General features: G+C 72.5%; 10 protein-coding genes. 7 read left to right on the plus strand and 3 right to left on the minus strand.

Going from position 1 to position 11,768, the window contains the following annotated elements:
* Positions 1-100: 100 nt before the first annotated feature.
* Positions 101-514 carry a hypothetical protein gene (locus ACFRAV_RS20330; RefSeq protein WP_351118559.1) on the minus strand — a complete coding sequence of 138 codons (414 nt, stop codon included), beginning with the start codon at positions 512-514 and terminating at the stop codon, positions 101-103.
* Positions 515-781: 267 nt separating this feature from the next.
* On the opposite strand from ACFRAV_RS20330, the gene ACFRAV_RS20335 reads away from it, so the two are divergent.
* The 7 genes from ACFRAV_RS20335 to ACFRAV_RS20365 all read left to right on the plus strand — a co-directional run bounded on the left by ACFRAV_RS20335 (position 782) and on the right by ACFRAV_RS20365 (position 9,032).
* Positions 782-3,304, plus strand: coding sequence for a nitrate- and nitrite sensing domain-containing protein (locus ACFRAV_RS20335; protein ID WP_382557548.1), 2,523 nt, complete (start codon positions 782-784; stop codon positions 3,302-3,304).
* A complete protein-coding gene (locus ACFRAV_RS20340; RefSeq protein ID WP_382557550.1) occupies positions 3,301-3,738 on the plus strand; it encodes a roadblock/LC7 domain-containing protein in 438 nt (145 codons plus the stop codon). Before ACFRAV_RS20335 ends, ACFRAV_RS20340 begins: the two co-directional genes overlap by 4 nt.
* Before the next feature lie 9 nt (positions 3,739-3,747).
* On the plus strand, positions 3,748-4,161 hold the full coding sequence (locus ACFRAV_RS20345; RefSeq protein WP_351118557.1) for a DUF742 domain-containing protein: 414 nt from the start codon (positions 3,748-3,750) through the stop codon (positions 4,159-4,161).
* Between the two features lie 204 nt (positions 4,162-4,365).
* A complete protein-coding gene (locus ACFRAV_RS20350; protein ID WP_382557552.1) occupies positions 4,366-5,175 on the plus strand; it encodes a M15 family metallopeptidase in 810 nt (269 codons plus the stop codon).
* 138 nt (positions 5,176-5,313) lie between these two features.
* Positions 5,314-5,850 carry an NUDIX domain-containing protein gene (locus ACFRAV_RS20355; protein ID WP_382557554.1) on the plus strand — a complete coding sequence of 179 codons (537 nt, stop codon included), beginning with the start codon at positions 5,314-5,316 and terminating at the stop codon, positions 5,848-5,850.
* A gap of 136 nt (positions 5,851-5,986) precedes the next feature.
* Positions 5,987-7,954 carry an acetoacetate--CoA ligase gene (locus ACFRAV_RS20360; protein ID WP_382557556.1) on the plus strand — a complete coding sequence of 656 codons (1,968 nt, stop codon included), beginning with the start codon at positions 5,987-5,989 and terminating at the stop codon, positions 7,952-7,954.
* Between the two features lie 115 nt (positions 7,955-8,069).
* A complete protein-coding gene (locus ACFRAV_RS20365; RefSeq protein WP_382557558.1) occupies positions 8,070-9,032 on the plus strand; it encodes a hypothetical protein in 963 nt (320 codons plus the stop codon).
* Positions 9,033-9,089: 57 nt separating this feature from the next.
* Here the strand turns inward: ACFRAV_RS20365 and ptsP are convergent, their stop codons facing one another.
* The gene (gene ptsP, locus ACFRAV_RS20370; RefSeq protein WP_382557560.1) at positions 9,090-10,766 is read right to left on the minus strand and encodes a phosphoenolpyruvate--protein phosphotransferase; all 1,677 of its coding nucleotides are present in this window, start codon (positions 10,764-10,766) and stop codon (positions 9,090-9,092) included.
* 120 nt (positions 10,767-10,886) lie between these two features.
* Positions 10,887-11,339, minus strand: coding sequence for a PTS glucose transporter subunit IIA (locus ACFRAV_RS20375; RefSeq protein WP_382557562.1), 453 nt, complete (start codon positions 11,337-11,339; stop codon positions 10,887-10,889).
* Positions 11,340-11,768 lie beyond the last annotated feature (429 nt).

An 11,768-nucleotide genomic window follows, 5' to 3' on the forward strand; every position in this document is an offset into this window, starting at 1 on the left:
CGGCCCTCGGTGGTCTTCCCCGCGACCGCGCTGCTCGCCTGCCGGGCTGCTCGCTTGCCGCGGCCCGCCCGGTGCGCTGCTCGCCCGGCGGGCCGCGGCGTCAGATCGCGGGCTGGCCGCCGCGCCGGCGTATTCGCCGGAACTCCCGCTCCGCGACGCGCTCCTGACGGCGGGCCTGCCGCCGCTCGCGCCGCAGCCGGCGCGCCGTGCTGCTCGGCTCGGACACGACCCCGTGCCGCTGGTTCCACACCTGGCGGGTCACCCACACGTCCAGGACCGCCCACGTCGCGGCGACGATGCCCGCCACCGCCGCGATCACCGCCGGGAAGGCCAGCCACGCCTTGGCCATGGTCAGCAGGAACGCGACCACCGCCAGCAATATCGTGACCGCCACGACCAGGCCGGCGCGCACCGCCGCCGTCCGTACCGGGTCCGGCAGCCTGGAGCTGCGTGCGGGCACCTCCACCCACAACGGGCGCTCCGGCGCCTCCTCAGGCTCGGTCTCCTCGAACATCTCCGCAGTGTCCGGCAACGCGACACCCCCTTCGTCCGCACGCTGATACCCCCACATCGTGGAGACGATCGGCATCCGCACAGGATTCCCGATCCGTGCGACAAATCTCCGCCAATCACCTGACTGCTACCCATGCCCGGCAGGTGACAGCGATTTTGAGCCTCCGTACCCTTCTTCGATCCGTCCCGCGCAGTAGTAGGCTCACGCCGTTTGATTGACGCACTGGTGTACCCCCGGTTCGGGCGGGGGGCTGAATTGGGGGTGCCCATGGGCTTTCGCGGGACGTCCATCCGCAGGAAGATCGTGGCGCTGCTGATCGTGCCGCTGATGTCCCTGACCGGAATCTGGGCCTTCACCACGGTGCTGACCACGGGCGAGGCCAACCGCATGTTCACGGTGGCCACCGCGGTCGACGAGATCGGCTACCCGGTCGAGGAGGTCGTGGAGAAGCTGCAGGAGGAGCGTCGCCAGACCCTGCTCCATCTCGCCGATCCCGCCCACGCCGACATCGCGCTGCTGAGGCGCTATTGGGGCGCCACCGACCGTGTGGTGAACGTGGTCCGCGCCAACGCGCTCAAGGAGGACGTCGTCGACGCCCTCGGCCCCACCTCCGGCGACCAGCTCGACGCGGTGCTCGACACCTTCTGGCGCGTGGAGACCGTGCGCAGCGCCGTCGAGCACGGTTCGGACGACCGCACCGAGGCCTACACCGCCTACAACGAGCTGATCGAGGAGTGCTTCGACCTGCTCACCGCCCTCCCCGCCGCCGACACCGTCGAACTCGACCAGCAGGCCCGGGCCGTGGTCAACCTGTTCCGGGTCCGCGAACTGCTCGCGCGCGAGGACGCCCTGCTCGGCTCCGGTCTCGTCGCCAACGGCGGCCTCAGCGTCAAGGAGACCCGCCAGTTCATCGACCTGGTCGCCCAGCGGAGCCTGCTCATCGCGGTCAGCGCTCCGATGCTCCCCGAGGCGGACCGCGCCCGGCACGAGAGCTTCTGGGAGGGCAAGGCCTCCGCGGCACTGCGCAAGGCCGAGTCCCGGGCGGACGCCGGACACCGGATGACCGCGCGCAACTGGGACACCACGGCCGGCGAGGCCCTCGACGGCCTCCAGCACCTCAACGACGAGACCGCCGACCGCTACCAGGAACGCGTCGGCCCGGTCGCCACCAACATCATCCTCAAGGTCATCGCCGGCGGCGTCCTCGGTCTGCTCGCCGTCCTCGCCAGCGTCGTCGTCTCCGTCCGGATCGGCCGCGGCCTTGTGCGCGACCTGCGCCGCCTGAGCCAGGAGGCGCACGACGCGTCCGACGTCCGCCTGCCCGCCGTCATGCGACGTCTGTCCGGCGGCGAGAAGGTCGACGTCGACGCCGAGATGCCGCCCCGCGAGTTCCCCGGCAACGAGATGGGCGAGGTCGGGCGGGCGCTGGACTCCCTCCAGCGGTCCGCCGTCACCGCCGCCGCCAAGCAGGCGGAACTGCGCGCCGGCGTCTCCGAGGTCTTCGTCAACCTCGCGCGCCGCAGCCAGGTCCTGCTGCACCGCCAGCTCACCCTGCTCGACACCATGGAGCGCCGGGCCGAGGACAACGACGAACTCGCCGACCTGTTCCGGCTCGACCACCTCACCACCCGCATGCGCCGCCACGCCGAGGGCCTGGTGATCCTCTCCGGCGCCGCCCCCGCCCGCCAGTGGCGCAAGCCGGTCCGCCTGGTGGACGTCGTACGCGCGGCCGCCGCCGAGGTGGAGGACTACGAACGCGTGGAGGTGCGCCGCCTGCCCCGGCTCTTCGTCAAGGGCCCGGCCGTCGCCGACCTCACCCACCTGCTGGCCGAACTCCTCGAGAACGCCACGGTGTTCTCGCCGCCGCACACCGCCGTCCAGGTCCTCGGTGAGCGCGTCCCGGCCGGTTTCGTCCTGCAGATCCACGACCGCGGCCTCGGCATGGCCGGCGACGCCCTCGCCGACGCCAACCAACGCCTCGCCGAGACGCCGGACTTCGAGCTCTCCGACACCGACCGCCTCGGACTCTTCGTGGTCAGCCGGCTCGCCCGCCGGCAGAACGTCCGGGTGTCCCTCCAGCCGTCCCCGTACGGCGGGACGACGGCCGTGGTGCTGCTCCCGGAGAGCGTGCTCACCGACGAGGAGCCGGACACCAACGGCTCGGGCATGCGGCTGGACCGCGCGCACGTCGCCGCGCGCAAGAGGCTCTCCGACGCGGAGCGCACCGGTGAGCTCGAACTGGTCGAGGTCATCCCCCTCCAGGAGTCGCTGGAGGAGCCGCTCGGCGGGGAACCGTCCTCCCGAGGAGGCCTCCGGGTCCCGCGCGCCGAGCCCGCCGAACCGGCCGGGCAGCCTGCCCCCGAGCACACCGTGAAGGCCGCCACGGAGCCCGCGGGGGAGCCGGCGGCCGAACACGCGGCCGTTCCGGACCGGGACGGGGAGGAAGCCGGTCCGGTGCGTCCGGCGCCCGCCGCGGCCCGTACGCCCGGCGGCCTGCCGCGCCGGGTCCGTCAGGCCAACCTTGCCCACCAGCTCAAGAGTTCGCCCGCCGACGGCTCCGCGCGGGGGAGCGCCGGGACCGAGGTGGCGGACCCCGGCTCCCGCGACGCGGACGAGGTCCGCAGCAGGATGGCCTCGCTCCAGAACGGCTGGCAGCGTGGGCGTGAGGAGAACGACGTCGCGGAGCCCGACGCCGGCCGGGACGCCGGCACGGGAGCCGTGCCCGGGGAAGCGCCAGGGGGAGCGCGGACCGGAACCGTACACGCAACGACGAAGGTGGATGATCGATGACAGCCGCGCACCCGTTCGACGAAGCGGGAAGGGCAGCCTCGGGGGGACTGAACTGGCTGCTGGACGATTTGGTGGAGAGGGTCACCAGCATCCGCAAGGCCGTGGTGCTCTCGGGGGACGGACTGGCCACCGGGGCGTCGAAGGAGCTCACCCGTGAGGACGGGGAGCACCTGGCCGCCGTGGCCTCCGGGTTCCACAGCCTGGCCAAGGGCGTGGGACGCCACTTCGAGGCGGGCGCCGTCCGGCAGACCGTGGTGGAACTGGAGGAGGCCTTCCTCTTCGTCACCGCGGCCGGGGACGGCAGCTGCCTGGCCGTGCTCGCCGACGCCGACGCCGACATCGGCCAGGTCGCGTACGAGATGACCCTCCTGGTACGGAAGGTCGGCTCGCACCTGAGCACCGCACCCCGCGACGAAATCATCACCGGCGGGTAGGGACCGGGCATGAACGCTGACGGTCCCGCCGAGGGGGACCCCACCCAGTGGTTCGACGACGAGGCCGGTCCGGTCGTCCGCCCGTACGCCATGACCCGGGGCCGCACGGCTGCGGCCGCCTGCGAACGGCTCCCGCTGACCGCCATGGTCACCACCCAGCCGGTGAACGACGAGGACGCCGACCCGGAAGTCTTCGCCGCGCTGGTCCCCGAGCACCTCACGGTGCTTGGCCTGTGTCGCGACGCGGCCTGCTCCGTGGTCGACCTGGCCTCCGACCTCGACCTGCCCGTCGGGGTCCTGCGGGTGCTCCTCTCGGATCTGCTCGACCACGGGCTGATCCGCGTCCAGCCACCGGTCCGACTGGTCGAGGCGGTCGACGCGACGGTGCTGCGCGACGTCATCGCTGGCCTGCGCGCCCTGTGAAGGGACCCGGGAACACGAACACGGCCCGTACCCCCGCCGACTGGGGTACGGGCCGTGCCGAGCCCGGTGAGTGCCGGGCGTGGCGCACTTGTTCCCGCTCCACGCCGAGTCATGCCTCAAAAGTGGGCAACATTTCTCTCCGGTCCCCGGCCGGCGCCGACGATCTCTTCCCCCGGACGCCCCGACCCTGGTAGACGGGGGACCATGAACAGACTTCCCGTCAGCGCCCGCGCCCTGGCCGTCTCGGCCGCCGCCCTGGTCACCATGACCGCGGGAGCGGCCACCGCGCAGGCAGCTTCCGACCCGCACGCGCCGGACGACTTCGTCGCGCTCGCGGAGGTCGACCCGACGATCATCCAGGAGATCCGCTACTTCACCCGGCACAACTTCGTCGGCGAACGCATCGACGGCTACCGCCAGCCGCTGTGCATCCTCACCCGCCCGGCCGCCGAGGCCCTCGGCCGCGCCCAGAGCAGGCTGCGCGCGCAGGGTTACAGCCTCAAGGTGTACGACTGCTACCGCCCGCAGCGCGCCGTCGACCACTTCGTCCGGTGGGCCAAGGACGTGGACGACACCGCGATGAAGGCGGAGTTCTACCCTGACCTCGACAAGTCCCGCCTCTTCCCCGACGGTTACATAGCCGAGCGGTCCGGCCACAGCCGCGGCTCCACCGTCGACCTGACCGTGGTCGAACTGCCCGCCACCCCCGACCGGCCATGGGTCCCCCGTGACGGCCTGGAGCCCTGCTACGCACCCCAGGACGAGCGCTTCGCCGACAACTCCCTGGACATGGGCACCGGTTACGACTGCTTCGACACCCTGTCCCACACCCTCGACCCGCGCGTCCAGGGCGAACAGCGCGCCAACCGGCTGCTGCTCAAGGACACCCTGGAAGACCTCGGCTTCGTCAACTACGCCGACGAGTGGTGGCACTACACCTTCAAGCCCGAGCTCTACCCGGACACCTACTTCGACTTCCCGGTGTCCCGGTCCTCCCTGACGCCGGCCCACTGACGGACCGCCGCACGCGGACTGCCCTGCCCCGGGCCGTCGCGCCGGTGGCCGTCGGCCGTCGTCCGCCCGCCGCCCCGCCCTCGTCGCCGTCGACCCGATCCGGCGGCGGGGGCGGCGCGCATCGGATAGATTCCGGCCGTGTCCGCCTCCCCGCACCCCGCCGCCGTCCACCCGCCGGGCTCCCACTGCTCCGCCTGCGGAACCCGCTACGGCGAAGCCGTCTCCGGCTGGCCCCGCACCTGCCGCGCCTGCGGAACGGTCGCCTACCGCAACCCGCTCCCGGTCGCCGTCGCCCTGCAGCCGGTCCGCGACGCCGAGGGGACCGGCCTGCTGGTCATCGTCCGCGCCGTCGAGCCGGCGCTCGGCGGCACCGCCCTGCCCGGCGGCTTCGTCGACCACCAGGAGGACTGGCGGCGGGCCGTGGTCCGTGAACTGCACGAGGAGACCGGTCTGGTGGCCGACGCGGCCGACGTCCGTCCGGCCGACGTGCTGAGCTCGCCCCACGGCCACCTGCTGGTCTTCGGCCTCCTCCCCGAACTGCCGGCCGCCTCGCTCCCGCCGTTCGTCCCCACCGCGGAGACCACCGACCGCGCCCTGCTCCGCGAGCCCGCCGACCTGGCCTTCCCGCTGCACACCGTGGCCGTCCGGAACTGGTTCGAAGGCCGCTACTCCTGATCAACCGCGTGGTGCGGCACCCCACACGTCGGCCGGGGACTATGTGGCGGGCACCCTGGTACCGAAGACGATCACATGGCATCGTCCTCTCTGCCGCGTCATGCGCCCACAGGCGCTGGATCCCGGGAGTCGCACCATGTCCACGCAGAACTCCGCCCCGCTCTGGCAGCCCACGCCGCAGCGGGCCGCCGAGGCCCGGATCACCCGGTTCCAGGCCTGGGCCGCCGAACACCACGGAGCCCCGGCGGACGGCGGATACCCCGCCCTGCACCGCTGGTCCGTGGAGGAGCTGGAGACCTTCTGGAAGGCCGTCACCGAGTGGTTCGACGTCCGTTTCTCCACGCCGTACACCCGCGTCCTCGGCGACCGTTCGATGCCCGGCGCCACCTGGTTCCCCGGCGCCACCCTGAACTACGCCGAGCACGCCCTGCGGGCAGCCGCCGAACGGCCCGGCGAGCCCGCCCTGCTCCACGTCGACGAGAGCCAGGATCCGCGCCCCGTCACCTGGGCCGAACTCGCACGGCAGGTCGGCTCGCTGGCCGCCGAGCTCCGCGCCCTCGGCGTGCGGCCCGGTGACCGGATCAGCGGCTACCTGCCCAACGTCCCGCAGGCCGTCGTCGCCCTTCTCGCCACCGCGGCGGTGGGCGGCGTGTGGACCTCCTGCGCCCCCGACTTCGGCGCGCGCAGCGTCCTGGACCGCTTCCAGCAGGTCGAACCCGTCGTCCTCTTCGCCGTGGACGGCTACCGCTACGGCGGCAAGGACCACGACCGCCGGGAGACCGTCGCCGAACTGCGCCGGGAACTGCCGACCGTGCGCGCCGTCGTGCACATCCCGCTGCTGGGCACCGACGCCCCCGGGGGCGCCCTCGAGTGGTCGGAGCTGACCTCCGCGGACACCGCCCCGGTCTTCGAGCAGGTGCCGTTCGACCACCCCCTGTGGGTGCTCTACTCCTCCGGCACCACGGGCCTGCCCAAGGCCATCGTGCAGTCCCAGGGCGGCATCCTCGTCGAGCATCTCAAGCAGCTCGGCCTGCACTGCGACCTGGGGCCGCGGGACCGGTTCTTCTGGTACACCTCCACCGGCTGGATGATGTGGAACTTCCTCGTCTCCGGCCTCCTCACGGGCACCACGGTGGTGCTCTACGACGGCAGCCCCGGCTTCCCCGACACCGGAGCCCAGTGGCGGATCGCCGAACGCACCGGTGCCACCTTCTTCGGCACCTCCGCCGCGTACGTGATGGCCTGCCGCAAGGCAGGGGTGCACCCCTCGCGCGACCACGACCTCTCCCGGGTCGGCTGCGTCGCCACCACCGGCTCCCCGCTGCCGCCGGACGGCTTCCGCTGGCTGCACGACGAGGTCCGTGAGGACCTGTGGATCGCCTCCGTCAGCGGCGGCACCGACGTCTGCTCCTGCTTCGCCGGCGCGGTGCCCACCCTCCCGGTCCACATCGGCGAGCTCCAGGCGGCCGGGCTCGGCACCGACCTGCAGTCCTGGGACCCGAGCGGCAATCCGCTGATCGACGAGGTCGGCGAGCTCGTCGTCACCAACCCCATGCCGTCGATGCCGGTCCGCTTCTGGAACGACCCCGACGGCAGCAGGTACCACGACAGCTACTTCTCGACCTACCCCGGCGTGTGGCGCCACGGAGACTGGATCACCATCACCTCCCGCGGGTCGGTGGTCATCCACGGCCGCTCCGACTCCACGCTGAACCGGCAGGGCGTCCGGATGGGCTCCGCGGACATCTACGAGGCCGTCGAGCGGCTCCCGGAGATCAAGGAATCGCTGGTCATCGGCGTCGAACTGCCGGACGGCGGTTACTGGATGCCCCTGTTCGTGCACCTCACGCCCGGCGCGGACCTGGACGAGGCGCTGGTGGACAAGGTGCGGCGAACCATCCGCGAGCAGCTGTCGCCCCGCCACGTCCCCGACGAGATCATCGAGGTCCCGGGCATCCCGCACACCCTCACCGGCAAGCGCATCGAGGTCCCCGTCAAGCGGCTGCTGCAGGGCGCGCCCATCGAGAAGGCGGTCAACCCGGGGTCCATCGACGACATCGGACTGCTGGCCTTCTACGAGGAGCTCGCGCGCAAGCGCGCCTGAGCCGCCGGGGACCACCGGGTACGGGCCCGGCCCTCCAAGGCCGCCACTGTCACTGTCAGTGGCGACGGTTACGGTGAGTGAGCAATGTTCGACCGCTCGCACACTTGGGGGAACCATGGCCCGTACCCACGCCCAGCCCGACCGCGCCACCCGTGGCGATCACAGCTCCTGCTCCGGGCGCGGGTCCCGCACCGCCCGCACCGGCCGCCGCAACCAGCGCCGTGTCCTGCGCCGCGAGGTGGCCGGCACCGTCGGCCTGCTGACCGACGAACAGGACTTCGCGGCCATGCTCCGCTACCGGAGCTTCGCCTTCGACGACCACCCGACCTACCTCGACCAGATGGAGTCCCTGCTCAGGTCGCGGGCCGCCCAGGGCAGCCACACCAGCGTGGCCCTCTTCGACCCGACGGAGTACGCGCTCTGGTGCCGCGAGGCAGGGCTCGACCCCGACGCGGGCGCCAGCCGCGCCCGCTTCACCGCCGAGCTCGCCGCCACCGGACCGACCGTGCCCTACGACGGCCGCCCCCTCGCGGACCTGCTGCCGGACCTGGTGGAGGAGGCCGTCCGGCAGGCCACCTGGGAGTACGCGACGGAAGTGCTGGCCGGTCTCGGACCGTGCCCCGAATGCGGGGAGGACCTCGGCCGGCTCGCACTCGCCCACGCCGCCACACTGCTGGCTTCGGCCCTCGACACCGCGCCCCCGGGCTCCCTCCACCTGGTCTGCAGCGTGAGCGCCCTTCCCCAGGCGCTCTTCAGCGTCCTCGACGCCGAGCGAGGAGAGGACGGCGACGTGGAGATCGACGAGGGTGAGGCCCTGGAGTTCACCGCCGTGCTTGCCCTGGGCATCGCCACGCGCAGCCCCGGCGGCCTGGTGCTGCGCAGCGTCGGCGCGGGCCGGTCCGACCAGGTCCACGGCTGGCGTCTGCGGCCCGAAGGATTGGAACCCCTCACCGCCGGAGAGGTCTTCGACGCCTACTGCACCGACGTCACCACCGGTGAACCGATCGCGCCGGAGTCGGACGTCGACTACTGCGCGCCACCCGACCTCGGAGTGGTGCCGCCGTACCACCCGCACTGAGCGGTCCGGCGCACGCCACCCGGTCCGCCGGCACCCGGGCGGCGGACCGGGCGCGGCTCACTCCCCGGACAGCACCGCCCGCGCCGCGAGCCTGGCCTCCTCAGGGCTGTCCGCCGACCGCGCCGCCGCGGCCGCACGCCGGCACTGGGCCAGGGTGCAGGTGGCCAGTGCCGCCCGGACCCGCGACAGCGCGGCCGGAGCCATGGACAAGGAGGTGACCCCGAGGCCGGTCAGCACACAGGCGAGCAGCGGATCCGCCGCCGCCTCCCCACAGACGCCGCAGCTCTTCCCTTCGGCGCGGGCGGCCTCCGCCGTCATCGCCACCAGATCGAGAAGCGCCGGATGCCACGGGTCCTGAAGCCGGGACAGCGAGGAGGCCTGTCGGTCCGCGGCGAAGGCGTACTGAGCCAGATCGTTCGTCCCCACGGAAAGGAACTCGACCTCACGCAGCAACGCGCGCGCCCGCAGCGCGGCCGACGGCGTCTCCACCATGACACCCACCGAGGCCCGGACCCCTGCCGCCCGGCACGCCTCGGCGAAGGCGCGGGCATCGGCCCGGTCGGCCACCATCGGCGCCATCACCTCCAGGTGCACCGGCAGGCCTTCCGCCGCCTTCGTCAACGCCAGCAGCTGCGTCCGCAGCACCTCCGGATGCTGCAGCAGCGTCCGCACCCCCCGCATGCCGAGCGCCGGGTTGGGCTCGTCGGCGGGGGTCAGGAAACCGAGGGGCTTGTCGGCGCCGGCGTCGAGGACGCGCACCACCACCCGCCGACCGGGAAAGGCGGAGAGCACCTCCCGGTATGCCTCCACCTGACTGCTCTCGGAAGGAGCTTCCTCGCTGCCGGGACTGCTCAGGGCGAAGAACTCGGTCCGGAGCAGTCCCACGCCCTCGGCCCCGGCGTCCAGCGCGGCCCGGACGTCGGCGGGGCCGCCGATGTTGGCGAGCAACGGCACCAGGTGTCCGTCGGAGGTGCGGCCCGGGTCCTTCGCGGCGGCCAGCTCGGCCTTCCGCTGCTCGGCCAGGGCCCGCAACCCGTCCTGCCGGGCGGCGGACGGGTCCACGATCACCTCACCGGTGCTCCCGTCCACCGCCAGTACCGTGCTCTCCGGCAGTTCCGCGGCGCCGGGCACCCCGACCACCGCCGGCACACCGAGGGCCCGGGCCAGGATCGCGCTGTGGCTGGTCGGCCCGCCCTCCTCCGTGACGATGCCGAGCACCAGCGCGGTGTCCAGGAGGGCGGTGTCCGCCGGAGCCAGGTCCCGTGCCACCAGGACGTACGGCTCGTCGCTGTCGGGGACGCCGGGCATCGGAACTCCGAGCAGTCGTGCCACGATCCGGTTGCGCACGTCTTCCAGGTCGGCGACCCTGCCGGCCAGGTACTCACCCGCGCCCAGCAGCAGATCCCGGTATGCCGCACAGGCGTCGTACACGGCGCGCTCCGCGGTGCTCCCCACCGCCACCCGCCGCTCGACGTCCGCCAGCAGCTCGGGATCCCGGGCCATCAGGGCCTGGGCCTCCAGCACGGCCTGCGCGTCGCCGCCGGCCAGGAAACCCCGAGCGGTGAGATCGGCAGCCACCGCGTGCAGGGCCTGGCGCGCCCGCCGCTGCTCCCGCGGGGCCTCCGAGCCCGGGATCTGCCGGGCAGGCGGCTCCAGCACCGCCGTGCCCATGTGCCGGATCTCCCCGATCGCCACACCGTGGCTGACCCCTACGCCTCGCAGCGTCGTCTCCATCTCACCGTCCACTCGTGCGAGAGCGCACCCGCTGGTGACGCCCGGTTGATCTCTGCATGCCAGTGTGGCTGCCCGAGGCCCATGGGGACACAAGGGGCGGGGCCGGGCGGAGTCCCCACGTCACTCCCAGTGGAAGAGCCTGTCGCCCGGGGCCACGACGCCGTCGTCGGCGGGGAAGCCGGTCAGCGCGTCGACCATGGCCTCCAGCGCGACCACCGGACACACCGTCGGCCTGCCGGACGCCTCCACGGCGCCCGGGTCCCAACGGACGACGCCGTCACCGCGCCGGACCGTGTCCCCCTTCCGCAGCAAAGGCTCGAATCCCTCGCCGTTCAGCTGCACGGTGTCGACCCCGAGGTGTACGAGCACCGCCCGCCCGTCGTCCGCGACGACGACGAACGCGTGCGGATGCAGAGACAAGAGTGTCCCGTCGAGCGGAGCGACCGCGATCGTCGTTCCCGCCGCCGGCATCACTGCGAGGCCAGGGCCCACCATGGCTTCGGCGAAGACGGGATCGGACACGCTCTCCAGGGCGACGACCCGGCCCGCGAGGGGCGATGTCACGGTGAGCATCAGAAGAGGCCTCCAGAGCCGACGACAGTCACAGCCCGTGATCGGGCGCCGCATAGGTCGGCAGGGTATGCCCGGAATGCCCCGGATCCCGGCCTTGACGCCGCCTGGTGCCGGAAGAGGGGCCCCGTGAGCGATTTGCCTCTGGACGCGGGAGGTGTGTAGAGTCTTACACCTGTTCGGAACAAGCGAGTGCGAGAGATCGCACCAACGCACCCCGGACAGCACCCCAACTCCTTCAGATCTTCCTCCAAGATCGGCTCTTCGGCATGTGCCGGGAGCGGTGATCGGAGAAGAGAAAAAGACTGATAGAGTCGGAACCGCCGGAAAGGGAAAACGCCGAAAGGCGAAGGACCTGGAAAGCACCGAGGAAATCGGAACGGAAACGGTCTGATAGAGTCGGAAACGAAGGAAGCGCCCGGAGGAAAGCCC

Origin of the sequence: Streptomyces sp. NPDC056600 (genome assembly GCF_042792855.1) — a bacterium.
Lineage (GTDB): Bacteria > Actinomycetota > Actinomycetes > Streptomycetales > Streptomycetaceae > Streptomyces.

What these genes read in the sequence shown, in the direction of transcription:
- ACFRAV_RS20330 (WP_351118559.1), bottom strand. Translation starts at nt 514, where the DNA reads ATGTTCGAGGAGACCGAGCCTGAGGAGGCGCCGGAGCGCCCGTTGTGG.
- ACFRAV_RS20335 (WP_382557548.1), top strand. Translation starts at nt 782, where the DNA reads ATGGGCTTTCGCGGGACGTCCATCCGCAGGAAGATCGTGGCGCTGCTG.
- ACFRAV_RS20340 (WP_382557550.1), top strand. Translation starts at nt 3,301, where the DNA reads ATGACAGCCGCGCACCCGTTCGACGAAGCGGGAAGGGCAGCCTCGGGG.
- ACFRAV_RS20345 (WP_351118557.1), top strand. Translation starts at nt 3,748, where the DNA reads ATGAACGCTGACGGTCCCGCCGAGGGGGACCCCACCCAGTGGTTCGAC.
- ACFRAV_RS20350 (WP_382557552.1), top strand. Translation starts at nt 4,366, where the DNA reads ATGAACAGACTTCCCGTCAGCGCCCGCGCCCTGGCCGTCTCGGCCGCC.
- ACFRAV_RS20360 (WP_382557556.1), top strand. Translation starts at nt 5,987, where the DNA reads ATGTCCACGCAGAACTCCGCCCCGCTCTGGCAGCCCACGCCGCAGCGG.
- ACFRAV_RS20365 (WP_382557558.1), top strand. Translation starts at nt 8,070, where the DNA reads ATGGCCCGTACCCACGCCCAGCCCGACCGCGCCACCCGTGGCGATCAC.
- ptsP (WP_382557560.1), bottom strand. Translation starts at nt 10,766, where the DNA reads ATGGAGACGACGCTGCGAGGCGTAGGGGTCAGCCACGGTGTGGCGATC.
- ACFRAV_RS20375 (WP_382557562.1), bottom strand. Translation starts at nt 11,339, where the DNA reads ATGCTCACCGTGACATCGCCCCTCGCGGGCCGGGTCGTCGCCCTGGAG.